We start from the raw sequence: 20,406 nt of genomic DNA, 5'->3' as shown, positions 1-20,406 counted from the left end.
GCTTTCACCCTAATACCTGCTAATATTTATAATATTTTAGTTGATTATATGAGCCTTAAAATTCATAGTTATGATTTTTCGAACTCATCGTTATGATTTAAAATTTCATAGTTATGATTTTTAATGCTCATAACAGAACGTCTAGAGATGCCGCTAACAGCCTCCTTTCCAAGCATCGGCGCATGCACCCCTTGATACAGGCGAACCGGAGCTGTTTCCACCCTCGCCTCGTCCCACACATCCGCTTCCACGAAAGAATTAATCAACTGGGCCCCACCTTCCACCAATAAGGAATCCAACTTCCGGGCAGCAAGATGATCTAGCACTTGCCGGATCACCGGGCCCTCGAAATCTATCCGGATATACTCCATGTTCTCTCGGTTTTCCACTTCCTTCTCCGTAAATATTAATGTACGTGAGAAACCATTCAGCAACCGATAAGAATCGGGAATAACGAGCCGGCGATCCAATACGACCCTAACCGGAGAATTACCGGACCAATGGCGCACGTTCAATGAAGGATTATCCAATAAAGCGGTCCGTGTACCGACCATGATAGCCGCCACCTCCGAGCGAAGTTTATGCACCAAGCGTGAAGTCTCCGGAGAAGACAAAACCGTGACCGGCTCCGACACGTCCGTACGCAAACGATCGATAAACCCATCCTCGCTCTGCGCCCATTTCAAGATAATATAAGGACGGCCTTTCGTTTGTAGCGTCATAAACGCCTTGTTCAACGCACGGGCTTCTTCCTCCATCACGCCTGTGACGACCTCGACACCAGCCTCACGCAACATCCGCACGCCTCGCCCCGACACCTCGGGAAAAGGATCCAAGCAACCGACCACCACCCGTGGAATCCCTTTCCGGATAATCAACTCGGCGCAAGGAGGCGTCTTCCCATAATGAGAGCAAGGCTCCAGACTCACATAAATCGTACTGTCTTTCAACAAAGACTCGTCTTTCACGGAAGCGATAGCATTCACCTCGGCATGCGCCTCCCCACATTTCCTGTGAAATCCCTCACCGATAATACGGCCCTTATGCACAACCACCGCACCAACCATCGGATTCGGACTGACATTTCCCCTCCCTCCTTTGGCCAACTCGATGCAACGAGCCATGTATTTCTCTTCAACCTCTACCATAATCTTTGCATATAAACGGTTTTTACACTACTTTCGCGATAAAACAAGAGTAAGATATGACTGAGACCATCGCCTACATCCGAAATTCCCTCAAAGATATTTATCCTCCCGGCGAAGCCCAAGCGCTCGTCCGGCTCATCATGGAACGTGTTTGCGGTCTTTCTACCCATCAACTCCTGTTAGGCAAAGGTAAAGAATTATCTGATACGGAGAAATTTAAAATCAAGGAGATTGTAGAAGGACTGCGTTTATACAAGCCCATACAATACTTATTAGGCATAGCGGATTTTTACGGGATGGAGTTTAAGGTGACGCCGGACGTATTGACTCCCCGCCCGGAAACCGCCGAGTTGGTCGAGCGGATCATCACGGACTACCGAGGCCAAGCCCCTCGTATATTAGATATTGGTACGGGAAGCGGCTGTATCGCTATTTCCTTGGCGAAACATCTTCCGAAGGCTGAGGTAGCGGCGGTAGATATATCGCCCGAGGCACTTGCCGTGGCCGAGGAGAACGCCCGACTGAATCAAGTTTCCGTATCTTTTCTCGAATTGGATATCCTTTCCGAAGGTTATCCCAGTTTCATGCAAGGAAAACTAAAGTTTCACGTAGAAGAAACAAAAGTTTCACGTAAGGAAAACAAAAGTTTCACGTACATGAAACCAAAATCCCATACGGAAGAAACCGCTGTTTCTCCTATAGGCAACTTCAATTGCATCGTCAGTAACCCTCCTTATATAATGGATAAGGAGAAAGCGACCATGGAAGCGAACGTTTTGGAGAACGAGCCTCACCTGGCCTTGTTCGTTCCCGATGACGATCCGCTTCTCTTTTACCGGGCCATCGCCCGCTTCGGACAAAGGCATTTGGCGGAAGGCGGGCATCTATACTTCGAGATCAACGCCCTTTGCGGAAAAGAGACCGTAGCGATGCTACGTCAAGAGAATTACACCGAAGTCGAATTAATACAAGATTTATACGGAAAAGACCGTATCGTAAAAGCAAAAATATGAAAGAGATAACCGAACCCGAGATGTTGCACCGGGCAGCCGCCTATTGCTCCGCCGCCGAACGCTGCATACAAGACGTACAGAAAAAGATCGATGCCGCCGGACTTCCTCCCGACGCCTCCGAGCGTATCATCGCCCGATTGCTGAAAGAGCGGTTTATCGACGAATCCCGTTACACCCGTTTCTTCGTGAACGATAAGCTACGGTTCAATAAATGGGGACGGGTAAAAATAGGCTACGAGCTTTATAAGAAAAACATCCCCTCCCCGATCCGGGAAGAATCGCTCGCCGCCATCGACGAGGGAGAATACCGTTCCATCTTACTCGATTTACTAAAAAGCAAAAAGAAATCGACCAAAGGAAAAGACGAGCGGGACCTATTCAACAAGTTACTCCGTTTCGCCGCCGGACGAGGTTTCGAAAGCCGGATCACGTTGGATTGCCTAAGCCAATTATTCAAAGGAACAGACTGCGAGGATTATGCCGACGACATGGAATAATCTGCTCAACCTGTTTTTCCCAAACTTATGTAAAATATGTAAACGACCACTCGTCGAGGGAGAAGAACAAATTTGCCTGAAATGCCTATGCGACCTGCCGCACACGGGATATCATCAACTGGTGAACAACCCCGTCGAGCAACTTTTTATCGGAAAGAACCGGATCGAATATGCCACCGCTTATCTACGATACGAGAAAGGCGGAAAAGTACAAAGCCTGATCCACTCGCTCAAATACCATGATAATAAAGAGCTGGGCTATCTACTCGGACGGCAGATAGCGAGAGAGCTCCAAGCGGATCACAGCCCGATATGTACCGTAGACCTCCTTATCCCCGTTCCCCTGCATCCCCGCAAAAAACGGCAAAGAGGTTACAACCAGTCCGAATGGATCGCCTCCGGCATCCGTTCCATATGGGATATCCCCATCGATACGCGAAGTCTAGCCCGCACCACCCACACAAGTACCCAAACTCGTAAGGCCATTTACGACCGTTGGTTAAATGTATGTTCTATTTTTAATGTCATTCATCCGGAAAGCTTAAAAAACAAACATATCCTGCTCATAGACGACGTGATCACAACCGGAGCCACGATTTCCGCTTGCGCAAAGGCTTTATCAGGGATTCCGGGCATACGCATCAGCATTTTAGCCCTATCTGTCGCATAAATATTAATAAAAAATTAACGTACGATATTCAAGGTAATGTCATTCAGTTTATCTATTTTTGCAAACTGATATAAATATAGGATTGTATGAAAACACTGGAAAGTTTAGTAGCAGAAAAATTATTAAAGATTAAAGCCGTAAAGTTGCAACCGGCCAATCCGTTTACTTGGGCATCCGGCTGGAAATCTCCGATCTACAATGACAACCGAAAGACTCTTTCTTATCCGGTCGTTCGTAGCTTCATTAAATTGGAGTTGGCTCGTGTGATTAGTGAAAAATTCGAGAACGTAGATGCCATTGCCGGTGTTGCTACAGGCGCGATCGCTCAAGGTGCTTTAGTAGCCGATTTATTAGGATTGCCATTCGTATACATCCGCTCTACGCCAAAGGATCATGGATTGGAAAACCTTATCGAGGGAGAATTGAAACCGGGTTCTAAAGTAGTGATCATCGAGGATTTGGTATCTACCGGAGGTAGTAGCTTGAAAGCCGTACAAGCCGTACGTAACTTTGGTTGCGATGTTGCGGGTATGGTAGCTATCTTTACCTATGGATTCCCTGTAGCGGAAGCCGCTTTCAAAGACGCTAAAGTAACATTGACTACATTGAGTAACTACGACGCTGTCTTGGAAGAAGCTGTCCGTACGCATTACATCGATGAGTCTGAGATCGCGGTTCTTCAGGAATGGCGTAAAGATCCGGCTAGCTGGGACCCGAAATAAGTAATAAACAAAAAAACACTCAATGACTGAAGAATTTGTGAGTGAGGTCAAACAGATCCCACACAATGATGAACGTATCTTCACGATGTTGTCCGATCTTTCCAACTTGGAACGTATCAAGGATCGCATCCCGCAAGATAAAATAAAAAATTTTGAGTTCGACAGCGATACCTGTAGTTTCGCTGTCGATCCCGTTGGTAAGATTACCTTCCAGATCGTAGAAAGAGAGCCGAATAAATTAATCAAGTTCACGACGACCAACTCTCCTGTTCCCCTTTTCTTGTGGATACAATTGAAACAGGTGGCCGAGGACGACACACGGTTAAAAATCACGGTTCGTGCCGATCTGAATCCGTTCTTGAAACCAATGGTATCGAAACCTTTGCAAGAGGCTGTGGATAAAATCTCGACCGTTATCGCCTCCTTGCCTTATTAATTCCTTTTTCATTATGGCTCAGAAACTTTGGGAAAAAAATGTACAGGTAGATCATGAAGTAGATATCTTCACGGTAGGTAAGGACCGTGAGATGGATCTTTACCTCGCTAAATATGACGTATTAGGCTCTATGGCGCATATCACGATGCTGGAAAGTATCGGTTTGTTGACCAAAGAGGAACTAAACGTCTTATTAGCAGAATTACGGAATATATACGCCGTAGCGGATCGTGGAGAATTCATCATCGAGGAAGGCATCGAGGATGTGCACTCGCAGGTGGAACTCATGCTTACACGCCGTTTGGGCGATATGGGCAAGAAGATCCATAGCGGGCGTTCCCGCAATGATCAGGTTCTATTGGATCTGAAACTTTTCACCCGTTCGCAAATACAAGAATTGGTTGAGTTGGTTTCCGGCTTGTTCGACGTTTTGATCTCCCAGAGTAACCGGTACAAGGATGTACTGCTTCCCGGATATACGCATCTACAGGTAGCTATGCCCTCTTCGTTCGGACTTTGGTTCGGCGCTTACGCGGAGAGCTTGGTAGATGATTTGCAACTTATGCAAGCCGCATACCGTATTTGCAACCGTAACCCGCTGGGTTCCGCCGCCGGATATGGTTCATCCTTCCCGCTAAACCGCCAGATGACTACGGATTTATTAGGTTTCGACTCGCTGGACTACAACGTGGTATACGCTCAGATGGGACGTGGCAAGATGGAACGCACCGTAGCTTTCGCTATGGCGGGTATCGCCGCTACGCTCTCCAAGTTAGCGTTCGACGCTTGTATGTTCAATAGCCAGAACTTTGGCTTCATCAAACTGCCGGATCAGTTCACGACCGGCTCCAGTATCATGCCGCATAAGAAGAATCCGGATGTATTTGAGTTGACACGTGCCAAATGCAATAAGCTTCAAGGCTTGCCTCAGCAAATCATCTTGATCAGCAATAATCTTCCTTCCGGTTACTTCCGGGATCTCCAGATCATCAAGGAAGTCTTCCTACCGGCTTTCGACGAGCTGAAGGATTGCTTACGCATGGTAACTCATATGATGCGTGAGGTGAAAGTGAACGAGCATATATTGGACGATGATAAATATTCTCTATTGTTTAGCGTGGAAGAAGTGAACCGCCGTGTCTTGGCCGGAATGCCTTTCCGTGACGCTTATAAGCAAGTAGGTTTGGATATCGAGGCCGGTAAATTCGTTCCTTCGAAGAGCGTTAACCATACACACGAAGGCAGTATCGGTAATCTATGTAACGAACCAATCGCCACCATGATGCGTAGCGTGATAGGTTCTTTCTCTTTCGAACGGATGAACGAGGCTGAAAAGAAATTGGTCTATGGATAAGATAAGACGGATATTTCCACTTTTGATCTTGTTTACGCTATTATCTTGCGCAGATACGATAGAAATACGTATCCCCACTCGTCAAGTCTATATTGAGCTTGATCTATCTTTTAATGATAAAGTCTTAAGTGCAACAATGGCGCATAAGATATACACACAAAAAGATGCAAATCAATATGGAGAAAAAATGGGCTTTGGTGGTGTCTTAGTTTATCATGGTTTATCTAGTATTGGTACAAGCACTTTCTATGCATTTGATGCCGCTTGTCCTTATGAAGCATCAAGTAACGTAACAGTAGAAGTTGAAGAATCTGGTATATATGCGATTTGCCCAAAATGTGGCAGTAAATATGAGTTATTAAATGGCTTCGGTAATCCTGTAGAAGGACCTAGCGCAGAAGCTAAATATAGATTACAACCATATACAGTCGAAGTTAATGGTAATATTATTCGCATTTATAATGATTTTTTTCGCTAAAAGATTTGGTAGTATAAATATTTGTACTACCTTTGCACTCGCAAAAGAGAAACAAACAATGCGGAAGTAGCTCAGTTGGTAGAGCATAACCTTGCCAAGGTTAGGGTCGCGGGTTCGAGTCCCGTCTTCCGCTCAACTCTTAGAGAAGAGGTGGATGCTCGAATGGTGGAATCGGTAGACACGAAGGACTTAAAATCCTTTGGCCATTGCGGCTGTGCGGGTTCAAGTCCCGCTTCGAGTACGATCTAATTTAATTGCGGAAGTAGCTCAGTTGGTAGAGCATAACCTTGCCAAGGTTAGGGTCGCGGGTTCGAGTCCCGTCTTCCGCTCGCTTCCAAAAGGCCTCGCTGTTCGAAAGAATAGCGGGGCTTTTTATTTCTAAAATATAATCGTATCTTTATCTTCAATTAAAGTGAGGGTTATGGAATTACGTACAGCGAATGTTACCCGATATATCATGCCTCTGCGGGAAGGCGGATCATTGCCTGCTTTAGCGGAGGCAGACGATGAGTTTAAATATGTCGTTAAGTTCCGGGGAGCCGGACATGGGACAAAAGCCTTGATAGCCGAGGTGATCGGAGGTGAGATCGCTCGTTGCTTGGGTTTCCATGTACCGGAATTGGTCTTCCTGAATCTTGACGAGGCTTTCGGGCGGTCGGAAGGTGACGAGGAGATACAAGACTTACTACAAGCAAGTCAAGGGCTCAATCTGGGATTACATTTTTTATCCGGAGCCTTGACTTTCGATCCGGTAGTCAATCGTGTAGATCCCAAACTCGCCTCACAAGTCGTATGGCTCGATGCTCTTTTGACAAATATAGACCGCACGGTCCGGAATACGAATATGTTGATATGGAATAAAGAACTTTGGCTCATCGATCATGGAGCTTCCTTATTTTTCCATTTCTCATGGGTAAATTGGCAAAAACATGCGATCGGCCCTTTCATCCATATCAAGGATCATGTATTATTGCCACAAGCGACGCTGCTGGAGGAAGTAAACAAAGATTTCAAACGTATCTTAACGGAAGAGAAAATTCGTGAGATCGTAGGTCTAGTACCCGACGATTGGTTGCATTGGAACGATAGTCCCGGTACGCCTCAAGAGATACGTGATGTATATATCCGGTTTTTAATTGACCGAATCGCCCATTCTGACACGTTTATAAATGAAGCTCGACATGCAAGACAAACACTTATATGAATATGCCGTAATCCGTATCGTACCGAAAATCGAACGGGAGGAGTTTATCAATGTAGGCCTTATCATGTTCTGTAAACGGCCTAAATTCATCAAGGCTCGCTATCATGTAAACGAGGAGAAACTTCGTCTGTTCACATCAGATATAGATAAGGAATCTTTGTGTACGAATCTCCACGTTTTCGATAAGATATGTTCCGGCGCGAAGGATGGAGGTCCTATAGCCAGCCTAGATATTCCGGAGCGCTTTCGTTGGCTTACCGCCATAAGAAGTGCCTCTATCCAAACCTCGCGTCCACATCCCGGTTTTTCCAACGATCTAGAACAGACATTTGAGAGATTATTTCAAGAATTAGTCTTATAGATAATAAACATAAATCTCCGTATCACGATAAAAGAAAAAAGACGGATCGTCCAAACAACCCGTCTTTCCTTATAGAACTAATAGATATTATACTTATCCTCTTAAGTCCGCATCCATAGCGGCGGCAGCCTTACGACCGTCTCCCATCGCCAGAATCACGGTAGCTCCACCACGAACGATGTCACCACCGGCATACACATCGCCTAAAGCGGAGCGCATACTGTCTTCCTCCACTACGATCGTACCCTTCTTGCTCACCTCCAAGCCTCCAAAGGCACGGGGTATTAATGGATTCGGAGATACACCGACGCTAACGATCACCTCATCCACATCGATTGTTTCGATAGCTCCCTCGATAGGTACCGGACGACGGCGACCAGAGGCATCCGCCTCACCTAGCTCCATCTTCTGCAAGCGCATCTGCTTAACACGACCTCTTTCATCTCCTATATATTCAATCGGATTATGAAGCGTCAAGAACTCTACACCTTCTTCCTTCGCATGTTTCACCTCTTCCAGACGGGCAGGCATCTCCTCCTCGCTACGACGGTAGACAATCATAGCACGCTCAGCGCCCAGACGGCAAGCAGTACGGACAGAGTCCATAGCTGTATTGCCACCTCCGATCACGGCCACCTTCTTCCCTTGTAGCACCGGCGTATCACTTTCCGGATTCGCCGCATCCATCAAGTTTACACGGGTCAAATACTCGTTGGACGACATCACGCCCACAAAGTTCTCACCCGGAATGTTCATAAAGTTAGGCAGACCGGCGCCACTTGCCACGAACACGCCCTTAAAGCCATCCGCATGCAAATCATCATAACTGATCGTCTTACCCACGATACAATCTTTCTCAAACTGTACGCCCATCTTACGAAGGCCATCAATCTCCACGTCCACGATCTTATTCGGTAGGCGGAACTCCGGGATACCATATTTCAATACACCACCGATCTCATGCAATGCCTCGAACACAGTCACATCATATCCACGCTTCGCCATATCTCCGGCAAAAGACAATCCGGCAGGACCGGAACCTACCACGGCAATCTTGATACCGTTCTTCTCCGCAATCTCCGGAACCGAGATATTACCGCTCTCACGTTCGTAATCAGCGGCGAAACGTTCCAAGTAGCCAATGGCAACCGCTTCCTTACCCATTTTCAAATGGATACACTTGCTCTCACATTGTTTCTCCTGCGGACAGACACGACCGCAAACAGCGGGCAGGGCACTTGTCTCTTTCAAGGTCTTAGCGGCCTCCAAGAATTCCCCACGCTCGATATTCTTGATAAAAGTAGGTATATTGATATTTACCGGACATCCCTGCATACAAGTAGGATTCGGACAATCCAGACAGCGCTCGGCCTCTTGCATAGCCTGTTCTTTTGTCAAACCTAAGTTAACTTCCTCCAAACGGGTACGACTCCGGTATTCCGGGTCCAACTCGTTCATCTTCACACGGGGGATATCCGCACGTTCTTTATTTTTCTTGCTTTTGCGAAGCGCCTCCCGCCAAGGTTCGGCACGACGAGCAGCGATTAATTCTTCTGTTGTCATGATTCAATTACGTGGTTTCGTTATTTCTTCTCTATATCCTTATAAGCGCCGAGGCGCATGATCATCTCATCAAAATCCACTTGATGAGCATCGAACTCCGGTCCGTCCACACAAACGAACTTGGTCTTCCCGCCTACCGTAATACGGCAAGCACCACACATACCCGTTCCGTCCACCATGATCGTATTCAAGGAAGCTACGGTAGGAATCTCGTATTTCTTTGTAAGAGCGGAAACGAATTTCATCATAATAGCCGGACCGATCGTAACGCATAAATCCACCCTCTCCCGGTTGATCACGCTCTCCACGCCATTCGTCACCAAGCCTTTCATACCATACGATCCGTCATCGGTCATGATAATTACCTCATCCGAGTTTTGGCGCATCTGCTCCTCAAGGATCACCAAGTCCTTGGTACGGGCCGCCAATACGACGATCACACGATTTCCTGCCTTATGGAAAGCCTCCACGATCGGCAACAACGGAGCGACACCTACGCCACCACCGGCACAAACAACCGTTCCAACCTTCTCGATATGGGTAGCCTGCCCTAACGGACCCACCACATCCGTGATATAGTCACCCTCGTTCAATTCACAGATCTTACGGGATGAGCCGCCTACCGCTTGGATCACCAAGGTGATGGTACCTTTCTCGGTATCCGCCCCGGCAATGGTAAGAGGTATACGTTCGCCTTTTTCGCCAACCTTCACGATCACGAAGTGACCGGCCTTGCGGGAGCGGGCGATCAAAGGAGCCTCGACTTCCAGCTTCACCACGTTGGCTGAGAAATGTTCTTTACTTACAATCTTATTCATTATAATCGCTACTGTTGATAGTTTGTCTTGTTTTGCTGGCAAAAATAAGATAAAAAAGTGAATATAGCCCTATTTTCCTTAACAAAAGGCTTTATTCAAACAAACCTTCATCACGCACTAACATCAAAATAGCGGAATGAGGAACAATCAAGAACTTCTCGTCATTAAAATTGATCTCGTAAGCGGCATTTTGCAAATAGACAGCCAAATCACCTTCACGGGCTTGAAGCGGCAAGTATTGCACCTCCTCCCCTTTCTTTTTCTCCCAGACCTCATGCTCCTCAGATTGAGAAGGCAACGGATATCCGGGCCCCGTCTTTATGATATAACCCGCTTGTATCTTCTCCCCTTGTTGAACCGAGGGAGGCAGATACAATCCGGTCTTAGTCTGGCTCTGTGGATTCTTAGGCTTGATCAATACTTTATCGCCTATCATCAGAAATTTATCGATGTCTTTTTGATCTATGGATAGTTGCATGATTATAAGATGTTAAATTTTTATTTCGCGAACTTACGGAAAGTTTACCGAACAAAAAACCCTGTTCATCGAATAATTCCGCCAGTTCACTGATTCTATTTTTTATACTTCTCTCCTTAATTTACATTTGCACCGTTAGGACTTGTGAAAGCCCTAACAAACCGGTTCATCATACAGACCGGCAGAATAGGTAAACATTAAAGAAAAGGACACCTGCCGGTGTCCTTTTTCTTTGCCCAGACGGATAAAAAACAAAAGAATTCCACCAAAAGTTGTTCGCCGATTAAAAAGGCTTTTTCACCGAATAGATAAAGGCATTCATTGATTTTTATTGGTCTTCGTCTAAACAAACCTTAATATTGCCTCAGTTTACTAGACTTTATTAACCTATTTATTATGAAACACAGACATGCGATCTTTAAAAGCAGGCTAGGATTGGCCTTATGCTTTTTATTGGCAGGCGGTGCTATCATACCGCAAAGTTCCGTATTAAAAGCGGAAACCTCCGTTACGCAACAATCCCGGAAAATAACGGGTACGATCACCGACGCTAAAGGAGAGCCCCTATTAGGTGTTAACGTAGTCGTAAAGGGTACCACGAACGGAACGATCACCGATCTGGATGGTAAATACGTATTAGAAGTAGAGCCGAATGCCATTCTGGTCATCTCTTACATCGGGTACGTAACTCAACAAACACCTGCAAGCGGGAACGTCATGAACATTATCTTAAAGGAAGACACCCAAAATCTAGACGAGGTAGTCGTTGTCGGTTACGGTACCCAACAGAAAAAGGACATCACAGGTTCCGTAGCGGTTATCGATACCGAAGAGCTATTGGCGTCTTCCGGTTCTTCCGCTACACAACAGTTGCAAGGTAAAGCGGCGGGCGTAAACATCGGTACCTCCGGTGCTCCCGGTTCAGCCACGATGGTACGCATCCGAGGTATTAATTCCATCAATGACAACGGACCTTTGTATGTTATCGATGGCGTATCCACTCGTGACCAAGACCTAAGCTCTATCAATCCCAATGACATCGAGAGTATGCAAGTATTGAAAGACGCCTCTTCCGCTGCGATCTACGGAGCGCAAGCAGCGAATGGCGTCATTTTGATCACGACCAAGAAAGGGACAAAAACGGGACAACCGAGATTAACCTATGACGGATATTACGGTTTCTCTAAAACAGGTAAACGCTATGACGTCTTAAACGCTTATGACCGTATTGATGTTGAATGGCAAGCCTCGAAAAACAATCTGGACCTAACGGGAGCTAGCGCCAACGGAGAATTACCTTACCACCAGCAATTTGGAAGCACTTCCGACTCTTGGGTTAATCATCTCCCTAATTACATGACCGTAACCGGCGCCGGTGGTAGCACCTCCATCGATCCTAGCGATTACGATCAAGCGAACAACGTTGTCTATGCGCCCGTAGGCGATACGAACTGGTGGGATGAGATCAGTCAACTCGGTTGGATGCAGAATCATCAGCTATCCTTGTCCGGAGGTACCGATAAAGGGCAATACACCATGAGCATGAACTATTTCGACCAGCAAGGTACCGCTATCGAATCTTATTTCACACGCTATCAAGCACGTGCTAATTCGTCGTATAACGTCCGCCCATGGTTGCGATTCGGAGAGAACCTAACTTATAGTTTTAGCAAAAACAACGGACTTAGCTTCTCAGGTACAGAGTCCAACATCTACTCATGGACTTATCGGGCCTCTCCTTATGTACCGGTTTATGACTATGCGGGCAATTATGCAGGCTCCTTATTCGCCGGGACCGGCAATTTCCAGAATCCTGTAGCTATTCGTGAAAGGAATAAGGATAATTATGCCACTACCCAACGTATATTTGGCAACGTATATGGAGAGGCAGACCTATGGACTGGACTGACTTTTAAAACAAACTTCGGTATCGATTATCGTAATGACTATTCTTACTCGATGACTAAAAACAACCCGGAGTTCTCCGAGTCCGGCGGTCAAAATAACTTTTACGAAAGTAATTACTTTAATTATCGTTGGGTTTGGACCAACACGTTATCTTTCAGCCGGACATTCAATGAGATCCATTCCTTGAACATCTTATTGGGAACAGAGGCTATTCGGGACGGTTTAGGCAGATCCCTCAACGCACGTAGATATAACTATTTATTCGAAGACAATACCAATACATACACCTTGGATATGGGCGAGAACAATAGCCAACGTACCAACTCTTCCACTTACAATGGAGAATTCGCGCTATTTGGTATGTTTGCCCGTGCAGACTATGGATATAAGGATAAGTATCTATTAACCGGTATTATCCGCCGGGACGGTGTTTCCCGTTTCTCGGAAAATAATCGTTACGGAGTCTTTCCATCTATCTCCGCCGGTTGGCGTATGTCAGAGGAGGCATTTATGGAACCAAGCCGAGATTGGCTGGACGACTTAAAGATACGAGCCGGTTACGGCGTCACGGGTAACTCAGAGATTCCTGTCGCAACTAATTTCGCCAATTTGTTCACGACCAGCACCTCCTATACGAATTACGACATGACCGGAGCGAACAATAGCGAGACAACCGGATTCCGCCTCAGTACCTACGGTAACACTGATACGAAATGGGAAATGACCAAGATGGTCAACTTGGGTCTGGACGCAACCTTCCTGAATGGTAAATTCAGCGGTTCATTCGAATGGTATACGAAGAAGACATCCAATATGTTGATACAAGCGGCCTACACCTCGATGGCCGGAGAATCCGGAAGCCCTTATATCAACTTCGGAGATATAAAGAACACCGGTTTCGACTTCATGTTTAATTACCGTGACCGAAAAGGAGACTGGGCATGGGATCTATCCTTGAATTTATCCCATTATAAAAATGAGGTCTTGAAACTCGCAGAAGCTGACGATTATTCTCTATGGGCTAGCGGTACGCGCATCGAAGGATACGTAACCCGTACGACAAAAGGACATGCCGTGTCTGAATTCTGGGGGTTGAAGCAAAATGGTTTTTATGAGTCCGTAGCCGATGTTATGGCAACCAAGCCATTCGGACAAAGTGATATCACAGAGGCAGACGCTGCCGCTTATGTCGGCCGCTTCCGTTTCGAGGACTTGAACGGAGACGGCAAATTGGATGATAGCGACCGGACCTTTATCGGCTCTCCTCATCCGGACTTAACCGGAGGCCTCAACGCCACGTTAACATGGAAAAACTGGGACTTTACTATGTTCTGGAACTTCTCTATCGGCAATGACTTATATAATAACACAAAATATTTTACCGATTTCTGGACTTTCAACGGTAATAAATCCTCACGCCTCAGAGATCAATCATGGACATTGAATGGCGATAACAGTAATGCTATCCTTCCTATGCTGAATACGGAAGATAACTATTCCGGAGCTTATTCTAGCTCTTATTACGTAGAAGACGCCTCCTTCTTACGCCTGAAAAATCTCGTATTGGGATATTCCTTGCCTAAGGAATTACTCAAGAAGGCTGGTATCCAGAATCTCCGCCTGTATTTACAAGCCGAGAATATCCTTACGATCACCGGATATACAGGCTTAGACCCAGAGTTTACCAACGCTTATTTACGGCAAAGCGATTCTGACAACGATGGAGCCGGACGTGTAGACTTAAAAAGAGGAGTCGATATGGGAGGCTGGCCTACAACCATGCGGTTCTTATTGGGCGTGAATTTTACTTTCTAAATCCATTTTATAATAAAAACGACTAGTATGAGACATAAAATATTAATAGTAAGCGCAGCTACTTTATTTACCTTGAGTTCTTGCGGTGAAGATTTCCTGTATAAAGCTCCTCAAGGCAGTATTGACCAAGAAGCATTAACAAATGCTGAAGGGGTTGAGTTATTGGTGGTCAACGCTTATGCCGGTTTGACCCGGCCGACCGGATATGACAATATGTTCAATTGGGTATTCGGTGGTGTATACGGAGGTGACGCTAATAAAGGCTCCGAATCCAATGACCAATCCGTATTGAACTCCGTAGAGACGTATGCCGTCACGGCCACAAACGACTATTTACAGAATAAGTGGAAAGACGCATATTATGGAGCACAACGTTGCAACTTAGCACTCAATGTGATGAAAGAAGCGGCAGACATGGATGAGACAACCAAGGCCTACCGGACCGCGGAGCTAAAATTCTTACGTGCCCTATTCATGTTCGAAGGGGTAAAGATTTTCGGGCCGACCGGCATGCCCTATATCGACGAGACGATCGCCGCTGAAGAAAATGACCCGAAAGTTCATAACGGTACGGACATCTATCCTAATATTTTAGCAGACGTAGAAGCGGCCATCGAAGGATTACCCGAAAAACAGACCGAAGTGGCACGCCCTACGAAAACAGCGGCAAAAGCGTTAAAGGCTAAAATACTAATGCAACAAGGTGATATGACAGCCGCCAAACCGATCTTGGCCGATATTATCGCAAACGGATTAAGCCCTAAAGGAGAGAGATTAGCCTTACAAGATGATCTGGACGCAAATTTTAACGCAACTACCGAAAATGGGAAAGAGTCTATTTTTGAGGTACAATTCTCTGTCGGAGCCAATAATAACGGGAATTACGGATTTTTACTGAATTATCCTCATAACACAGGCCCCGGTGGATGTTGCGGATTTTATCAACCCTCTTACGAACTGGTAAACTCATTCCAAGTAGACGAAAACGGACTTCCTTATCTTGATGGAGAGTACAGAAATAAAAAATCCGTAACAGAACGTGTTACCGATTATGATTACATCTCTAAGAATGATAAAACAATCGCCGTGGACCCTCGTTTAGATTTCGCCGTAGGACGTATGGAGATTCCCTATAAAGATTGGGGATTGCCTGCTAATGATTGGATACGAAATGTAAGTAGCGGTGGTGTATTCCTACCGAAAAAGCATGTCTATAGCAAAGCGGAACAGGATGCCGGATTAGCTGGCTCCACCTATTCATCCGGCTGGGCTCCCGGTTCTGCCATGAATTTACAATATCTATGCTTACGTGATTGTAAATTGTTATACGCGGAATGCCTAGCGAACGACGGAGAATTAAGTGCCGCCATGCAGCAAGTAAACGATATCCGTGAACGTGCAGCCAAACCGGACAATATCATTTATCTGGAAGACGGAACGCCTGCCGCCAATTATTTAGTGAAACCTTATCCATCCAGTCACGCCGCATTCAGCAACAAGGAAACTTGTATCAAGGCGATTCATATGGAACGTAAGCTGGAACTTGCGATGGAAGGACAACGATTTTTCGATCTGGTTCGTTGGGGAGGTGATTATATGAACAAGGAATTGACGGCATATATAAATTATGAGAAGCAATACCTAACTAAATTCTATGGTGTATCCGCTCCAACCGCTTCTAAGACGATGTTCCCGCTTCCCGAGACAGAGATCCAGACCGCAGGAAACGATGAGAACGGCCAAGCTTATCTGGTACAAAATGATGCTTGGAAATAGTCCAATCTCATCCTTCTTATAAACAGAAAGGCGGGCTTCCCGAAAGAAAGTCCGCCTTCACGATTCTTTGTATCTACATTAAATAGAACGTCCCTTGAACACATTCGACTCGCTCGAAGGATAGAGATTTCCCGTAAAGGATATACGGTTGCTATTAAAGTTAGGCGATACCGTGGCAGTACATTTATTCGTACCTTTCGCCATACGGAACGTAACCCTAGCGGATACCGCTACACCCTGCACATTCATCTCGTACATAACGTTTCCTTTTTTGTCAGTCTTCATCTGTACACCGGAAGTTGTTCCATCAACCGTTATACCTCCTATTCCGTTAGGACCGGCCGCCGGAGTATTAAACGCTAACTGAATGGTAGCCTTCTCACCCTTCACCGAAACGAAGTTCGTGTTCGGAGTAACATAAACAAAACTACCGCGCTTAAACTCTATACGATCCGCTTCCAATACGAAATCCTTATTCTTCAAAGCTTGCACCGCTTGTTCAAACAATGCGTTAGCCTCGGCTTCCTCCGCAGCTTTCTTCGCTGCCTTCTCTGCTTTCTTTGCTTCTTTCTCGGCCTGCTTCGCAGCTTTCTCTGCTGACTTGTCCTGCTGTGCCATCATCGACCCTGCACCAAATAATAAAACGGCGAGCAATAATACAATCTTCTTCATATTAACTCATTTTTAAAGGTTTGTCTATAAAAGTACTTTTATACATACAATAAAAATACAATTAACATCGACATAAGTTCATCTTTAACCCTTATTTTTCACGTTTTTAACATGATACCATAAAAAGCCCCATGCGGTTACCGCCGCGATGAAATCGGAGAAAGGTTGCGCTAGCCAAACGCCATCCAATCCCCAGATCGGAGGAAATAGCAGAATAGCCGGTATCAAGAATAAAACCTGCCGACTTAGACTCAGAAACATCGCTTTCCATGCGACACCGATACTTTGAAAAAACTGGCTGATCGTAATCTGGGAACCGACAACGAAAAAGACCAGCATCGTCAGACGTAATCCATTATCCGTAATCGACACCAATTCGGCATCCGTCGAGAATACGCTAACGATCAGTCTCGGGAATAATAAACTGACGATACATCCTACCCCTGTAATCAAGGTCGATACTATAATAGACAACCGCAAGGTAGCCAATACCCGGTCATGATGCCCAGCGCCATGATTAAACCCGACAATCGGTTGCATCCCTTGGGCGATACCGATAATCAACATAACCAGCAGCATGGCGATACTGGAAATAATACCGCTGGCACCAATCGCCAAATCGCCTCCATTCTCTTTCAACGCATGGTTCATGATCACCACAACCACACTGCCCGCCAGCTGCATGGAAAATGGAGACATGCCGATCGTAAATATATTCCAAATAATGGAACCTTTCAACCGGAAATATTTCGTATGGAAACGTACAATACTATCCTTGCTGATAAAATGACTCATCACGAAAGCGGCACCGGCGGCCATGGAGATCACCGTAGCGATAGCGGCACCCTGTATCCCCATATCCAGCCAGAAGATAAAGATCGGGTCTAGGATCACGTTCAATACGGCACCGATCATCATCGTGAACATCGCCTTTTTCGGATATCCGGAAGCACGCATCACGGCATTAAAGCTAAAGCTTAATGTAGCCAGCAAATTACCCGGGATAGCGATATATAAATAGTCTTTCGCATAAGGTATCGTCTGCTCGCTTCCTCCGAACCACGTTAACAAATCATCCAAGAAAATCATACTGGGGATAATCGTCAAGGCTCCGATAATGAATGTCAAAGTGAAAGCGTTTCCTAATACATTATCTGCCAGATCATTCGCCTTACGGCCTAGATGAATGGAGACCCTTGTAGCGGCTCCCGCACCGATCAACATTCCAAATGCCTGCATAAAGAGTAGTATCGGGAAAGTCAAAGTCAATCCGGAGATAGCTAGCGCACCCACTCCTTGTCCGATAAATATACGATCTACGATATTATAAAGAGCATTAACCATGGTCCCGATAACGGCGGGAATCGCGTAATGTACCAACAAACGGCCTATATTCTCATTTTCCAGCCGCCATGTAATCTCATTTGACATATATAACTTATGATTTATGAATTATGATTGAGATCATCTCCGCCACACTTCCTACGATTCTCGTGCCCTCTTCCGCAGGGAACTGAATACGCAGGCTATCCGGAGCATTACAATAAACACTTATATAATCCTCGCTAACCAACGAGGGCTTAAAGCCATTCCGGATCAAGGCATTCCCAACCCAATAAGAAGTCATAAAATCCCCCTCAACCCCAATAAGCTTTGTTGGAGCTGCCGTATTCAATTTCCCGGTATTCGGATCAAACACGATTCCTTCCTTGCTAAAGAAAGTCTCGAAAGCTCCTCCCATAATCAAGTCCTCCGGCGTTCCACATGCCATTGGGCGACTTTTCTCCTGTAACCATAGACAGTCTCCCAGCTGGATCGCCAAATCAAGATCATGCGTCGATAGCAGAATCGCTTTTTGTTGCTCTACCGCTAAAGTATGTAACAAGACCATAGTCTCTATCCGACTTGTCACATCTAAAAAGGCCGTCGGCTCATCCAACAATATGATGGGGCATTGCTGTGCCAGCGCTTTGGCGATCATGGCTTTCTGACGCTCGCCATCACTAAGTTCCGACACATAATTATAAGCCTTATGAGCGATACCGGCGGCAGCAAGCGATTCCTCGATAATCCTGCGATCTTCCTGCCTTAATTGTCCGAAAAAGCCGGTATAGGGATGTCTTCCTAAAGAGACCAACTCGTAAACCGTTATTCCACCGGCATTTGTCTTCTCCGTGAGAACAACACCTACCATCCGGGAAAAATCACCTTGCGAGTAAGAGGCCAACGGCTTTCCTTTCAATTCGATCTCGCCCCCCAGAGAGGGCTGGAAGCCGCACAGCGTACGCAATAAGGTAGACTTTCCCGCACCATTCAACCCGAGAAGGCAAGTCACCTCGCCCGGATATAAATTCAAGTCGAGGGCATCATGCACCAACTTTAGGTGTCCACCTTTCAAAACATATCCAATACTCAGATTTCTTGTCCTTATAACTGGAATCCTTTCCATAACCACTAATTAAAATATTGAATATTTTTCCGGTTCACGATTACGTAAATAATAACAGGCGCCCCAAGCATAGGGGTAACGGCATTCAATGGCAGGATCGTATTACTGCCCGGTACCACCATCAGCATATTACATAGAAGAGCAACGCAGGAACCTGTCAGCATTGTAACTGGCACCAACATCTTATGATTGGAAGAGCCTAACATCAACCGGGCGATATGTGGAACTGCTAATCCGACAAAGGAAATGGGGCCGCAAAAAGCAGTAGTTGTAGCCGTTAATACTCCCGTACACAAAAGAATCGCAATCCGTGTTCGTTTGATCCGGATACCTAAATTAGCGGCATACATTTCTCCCAATAATAAGGCATTCAAAGGCTTGATCAGCAAGATCGCTAATAACAGCCCGATTAACGCACAAGTTCCAAAGAATGGTAATTGTTCCAAGGATACACCGGAAAAATTACCAAGCCCCCACATCACGAACGCATGTACCCGGTCTGTAGATGAATAATAATTCAAGATAGAAATAACCGAAGAAGCTAGATAGCCAATCATGATTCCGATAATCAGAAGCATGACATTATTCTTCACTTTTGCCGAAAAATAGATAATCAGTCCCAGTATCACGCAAGCCCCCACAAAGGCCGCGAGGATTACCGCCATATATCCGCTGATCGGCCAATCCGTGAACTGCCCCAACGTACCACCGAAATAGAGCATGATAGCGGCTACTCCAAGATTAGCGCCATCACTAATGCCCAATATGGAAGGTCCCGCCAACGGATTCCGGAACAATGTCTGTAATAGCAACCCGCTGGTAGCCAAGGAAGCCCCCGCCAATAATGCGGTTATAGCCTGAGGCAAACGAGATTGCAACACGATATTCTGCCATGCGATCTTATCAGATCCCTTCCCCAGCAAAATATCCATCACGTGATCCAAAGGAATCGGTACGGCCCCATACGCCAGCCCTCCCACAAAGAGCACCAAAAGAACCACCCCCAACAACGGATAAAAAAGCAGTGCTTGTTTGTTCATGGCG

General features: G+C 45.9%; 19 protein-coding genes and 3 tRNA genes. 14 read left to right on the top strand and 8 right to left on the bottom strand.

Annotated features, from left to right (window positions below; translation table 11 throughout):
* Positions 1-68: 68 nt before the first annotated feature.
* On the bottom strand, positions 69-1,148 hold the full coding sequence (gene ribD, locus DWY79_RS06165) for a bifunctional diaminohydroxyphosphoribosylaminopyrimidine deaminase/5-amino-6-(5-phosphoribosylamino)uracil reductase RibD (protein ID WP_005867892.1): 1,080 nt from the start codon (positions 1,146-1,148) through the stop codon (positions 69-71).
* 56 nt (positions 1,149-1,204) lie between these two features.
* Here ribD and DWY79_RS06160 point away from each other — a divergent pair, with 56 nt between their 5' ends.
* The 12 genes from DWY79_RS06160 (at position 1,205) to DWY79_RS06105 (ending at position 7,883) form a co-directional block, all read left to right on the top strand.
* Entirely contained in the window at positions 1,205-2,161 is a 957-nt protein-coding gene (locus DWY79_RS06160) for a HemK/PrmC family methyltransferase (RefSeq protein WP_122369027.1), read from the top strand.
* The gene (locus DWY79_RS06155; protein WP_008772662.1) at positions 2,158-2,658 is read left to right on the top strand and encodes a regulatory protein RecX; all 501 of its coding nucleotides are present in this window, start codon (positions 2,158-2,160) and stop codon (positions 2,656-2,658) included. The genes DWY79_RS06160 and DWY79_RS06155 overlap by 4 nt, the downstream gene beginning before the upstream one ends.
* Positions 2,639-3,328 carry a ComF family protein gene (locus DWY79_RS06150; RefSeq protein WP_122369026.1) on the top strand — a complete coding sequence of 230 codons (690 nt, stop codon included), beginning with the start codon at positions 2,639-2,641 and terminating at the stop codon, positions 3,326-3,328. Before DWY79_RS06155 ends, DWY79_RS06150 begins: the two co-directional genes overlap by 20 nt.
* A gap of 86 nt (positions 3,329-3,414) precedes the next feature.
* Positions 3,415-4,050: an orotate phosphoribosyltransferase gene (gene pyrE, locus DWY79_RS06145; protein ID WP_008772664.1), complete on the top strand. Its 636-nt coding sequence runs from the start codon at positions 3,415-3,417 to the stop codon at positions 4,048-4,050.
* Positions 4,051-4,072: 22 nt separating this feature from the next.
* Positions 4,073-4,486 (top strand): polyketide cyclase, encoded by a 414-nt coding sequence (locus DWY79_RS06140; protein ID WP_005858994.1) that lies wholly within the window; start codon positions 4,073-4,075, stop codon positions 4,484-4,486.
* A 13-nt stretch (positions 4,487-4,499) separates the two neighbouring features.
* On the top strand, positions 4,500-5,840 hold the full coding sequence (gene argH / locus DWY79_RS06135) for an argininosuccinate lyase (protein ID WP_122369025.1): 1,341 nt from the start codon (positions 4,500-4,502) through the stop codon (positions 5,838-5,840).
* The gene (locus DWY79_RS06130) at positions 5,833-6,318 is read left to right on the top strand and encodes a (2Fe-2S)-binding protein (RefSeq protein WP_122369024.1); all 486 of its coding nucleotides are present in this window, start codon (positions 5,833-5,835) and stop codon (positions 6,316-6,318) included. Before argH ends, DWY79_RS06130 begins: the two co-directional genes overlap by 8 nt.
* Before the next feature lie 60 nt (positions 6,319-6,378).
* Positions 6,379-6,451 (top strand) — tRNA-Gly (locus DWY79_RS06125).
* Between the two features lie 23 nt (positions 6,452-6,474).
* Positions 6,475-6,559: transfer RNA gene (locus DWY79_RS06120), tRNA-Leu, on the top strand.
* Between the two features lie 15 nt (positions 6,560-6,574).
* Positions 6,575-6,647 (top strand) — tRNA-Gly (locus DWY79_RS06115).
* Between the two features lie 92 nt (positions 6,648-6,739).
* Positions 6,740-7,522, top strand: a complete 783-nt coding sequence (locus tag DWY79_RS06110; RefSeq protein ID WP_057326578.1) for a HipA family kinase — start codon at positions 6,740-6,742, stop codon at positions 7,520-7,522.
* A complete protein-coding gene (locus DWY79_RS06105; RefSeq protein WP_005867882.1) occupies positions 7,500-7,883 on the top strand; it encodes a DUF3037 domain-containing protein in 384 nt (127 codons plus the stop codon). The genes DWY79_RS06110 and DWY79_RS06105 overlap by 23 nt, the downstream gene beginning before the upstream one ends.
* A 93-nt stretch (positions 7,884-7,976) precedes the next feature.
* On the opposite strand, the gene gltA is transcribed toward DWY79_RS06105, so the two are convergent.
* From gltA to DWY79_RS06090, 3 genes are all read right to left on the bottom strand, one after another.
* The gene (gene gltA / locus DWY79_RS06100) at positions 7,977-9,446 is read right to left on the bottom strand and encodes an NADPH-dependent glutamate synthase (protein ID WP_122369023.1); all 1,470 of its coding nucleotides are present in this window, start codon (positions 9,444-9,446) and stop codon (positions 7,977-7,979) included.
* A gap of 20 nt (positions 9,447-9,466) precedes the next feature.
* Positions 9,467-10,264, bottom strand: a complete 798-nt coding sequence (locus DWY79_RS06095; protein WP_005867880.1) for a sulfide/dihydroorotate dehydrogenase-like FAD/NAD-binding protein — start codon at positions 10,262-10,264, stop codon at positions 9,467-9,469.
* A gap of 91 nt (positions 10,265-10,355) precedes the next feature.
* The gene (locus tag DWY79_RS06090; RefSeq protein ID WP_005859009.1) at positions 10,356-10,742 is read right to left on the bottom strand and encodes a co-chaperone GroES family protein; all 387 of its coding nucleotides are present in this window, start codon (positions 10,740-10,742) and stop codon (positions 10,356-10,358) included.
* A gap of 396 nt (positions 10,743-11,138) precedes the next feature.
* On the opposite strand from DWY79_RS06090, the gene DWY79_RS06085 reads away from it, so the two are divergent.
* The gene (locus tag DWY79_RS06085; RefSeq protein ID WP_122369022.1) at positions 11,139-14,465 is read left to right on the top strand and encodes a TonB-dependent receptor; all 3,327 of its coding nucleotides are present in this window, start codon (positions 11,139-11,141) and stop codon (positions 14,463-14,465) included.
* A 27-nt stretch (positions 14,466-14,492) separates the two neighbouring features.
* Positions 14,493-16,241, top strand: a complete 1,749-nt coding sequence (locus DWY79_RS06080; protein ID WP_122369021.1) for a RagB/SusD family nutrient uptake outer membrane protein — start codon at positions 14,493-14,495, stop codon at positions 16,239-16,241.
* A 78-nt stretch (positions 16,242-16,319) separates the two neighbouring features.
* On the opposite strand, the gene DWY79_RS06075 is transcribed toward DWY79_RS06080, so the two are convergent.
* The 4 genes from DWY79_RS06075 to DWY79_RS06060 all read right to left on the bottom strand — a co-directional run bounded on the left by DWY79_RS06075 (position 16,320) and on the right by DWY79_RS06060 (position 20,402).
* Positions 16,320-16,913 carry a DUF4251 domain-containing protein gene (locus DWY79_RS06075; protein ID WP_005859017.1) on the bottom strand — a complete coding sequence of 198 codons (594 nt, stop codon included), beginning with the start codon at positions 16,911-16,913 and terminating at the stop codon, positions 16,320-16,322.
* Between the two features lie 84 nt (positions 16,914-16,997).
* Complete coding sequence (locus DWY79_RS06070; protein WP_005867849.1) at positions 16,998-18,344, bottom strand: MATE family efflux transporter; 1,347 nt, start codon at positions 18,342-18,344, stop codon at positions 16,998-17,000.
* Positions 18,345-18,351: 7 nt separating this feature from the next.
* Complete coding sequence (locus DWY79_RS06065) at positions 18,352-19,362, bottom strand: ABC transporter ATP-binding protein (RefSeq protein ID WP_122369020.1); 1,011 nt, start codon at positions 19,360-19,362, stop codon at positions 18,352-18,354.
* A 5-nt stretch (positions 19,363-19,367) separates the two neighbouring features.
* Entirely contained in the window at positions 19,368-20,402 is a 1,035-nt protein-coding gene (locus tag DWY79_RS06060) for an iron ABC transporter permease (protein WP_009016971.1), read from the bottom strand.
* Between the last annotated feature and the right edge of the window lie 4 nt (positions 20,403-20,406).

Source organism: Parabacteroides sp. AF27-14 (genome assembly GCF_003635425.1).
Classification (GTDB): Bacteria; Bacteroidota; Bacteroidia; order Bacteroidales; family Tannerellaceae; genus Parabacteroides; species Parabacteroides distasonis.
This window is presented reverse-complemented; position numbering and strand designations above follow the sequence as displayed.

Bases quoted from the DNA above. Each gene is read 5' to 3' on its own strand.
- ribD (WP_005867892.1), bottom strand. From the start codon at position 1,148: ATGGTAGAGGTTGAAGAGAAATACATGGCTCGTTGCATCGAGTTGGCC.
- DWY79_RS06160 (WP_122369027.1), top strand. From the start codon at position 1,205: ATGACTGAGACCATCGCCTACATCCGAAATTCCCTCAAAGATATTTAT.
- DWY79_RS06155 (WP_008772662.1), top strand. From the start codon at position 2,158: ATGAAAGAGATAACCGAACCCGAGATGTTGCACCGGGCAGCCGCCTAT.
- DWY79_RS06150 (WP_122369026.1), top strand. From the start codon at position 2,639: ATGCCGACGACATGGAATAATCTGCTCAACCTGTTTTTCCCAAACTTA.
- pyrE (WP_008772664.1), top strand. From the start codon at position 3,415: ATGAAAACACTGGAAAGTTTAGTAGCAGAAAAATTATTAAAGATTAAA.
- DWY79_RS06140 (WP_005858994.1), top strand. From the start codon at position 4,073: ATGACTGAAGAATTTGTGAGTGAGGTCAAACAGATCCCACACAATGAT.
- argH (WP_122369025.1), top strand. From the start codon at position 4,500: ATGGCTCAGAAACTTTGGGAAAAAAATGTACAGGTAGATCATGAAGTA.
- DWY79_RS06130 (WP_122369024.1), top strand. From the start codon at position 5,833: ATGGATAAGATAAGACGGATATTTCCACTTTTGATCTTGTTTACGCTA.
- DWY79_RS06110 (WP_057326578.1), top strand. From the start codon at position 6,740: ATGGAATTACGTACAGCGAATGTTACCCGATATATCATGCCTCTGCGG.
- DWY79_RS06105 (WP_005867882.1), top strand. From the start codon at position 7,500: ATGCAAGACAAACACTTATATGAATATGCCGTAATCCGTATCGTACCG.
- gltA (WP_122369023.1), bottom strand. From the start codon at position 9,446: ATGACAACAGAAGAATTAATCGCTGCTCGTCGTGCCGAACCTTGGCGG.
- DWY79_RS06095 (WP_005867880.1), bottom strand. From the start codon at position 10,264: ATGAATAAGATTGTAAGTAAAGAACATTTCTCAGCCAACGTGGTGAAG.
- DWY79_RS06090 (WP_005859009.1), bottom strand. From the start codon at position 10,742: ATGCAACTATCCATAGATCAAAAAGACATCGATAAATTTCTGATGATA.
- DWY79_RS06085 (WP_122369022.1), top strand. From the start codon at position 11,139: ATGAAACACAGACATGCGATCTTTAAAAGCAGGCTAGGATTGGCCTTA.
- DWY79_RS06080 (WP_122369021.1), top strand. From the start codon at position 14,493: ATGAGACATAAAATATTAATAGTAAGCGCAGCTACTTTATTTACCTTG.
- DWY79_RS06075 (WP_005859017.1), bottom strand. From the start codon at position 16,913: ATGAAGAAGATTGTATTATTGCTCGCCGTTTTATTATTTGGTGCAGGG.
- DWY79_RS06070 (WP_005867849.1), bottom strand. From the start codon at position 18,344: ATGTCAAATGAGATTACATGGCGGCTGGAAAATGAGAATATAGGCCGT.
- DWY79_RS06065 (WP_122369020.1), bottom strand. From the start codon at position 19,362: ATGGAAAGGATTCCAGTTATAAGGACAAGAAATCTGAGTATTGGATAT.
- DWY79_RS06060 (WP_009016971.1), bottom strand. From the start codon at position 20,402: ATGAACAAACAAGCACTGCTTTTTTATCCGTTGTTGGGGGTGGTTCTT.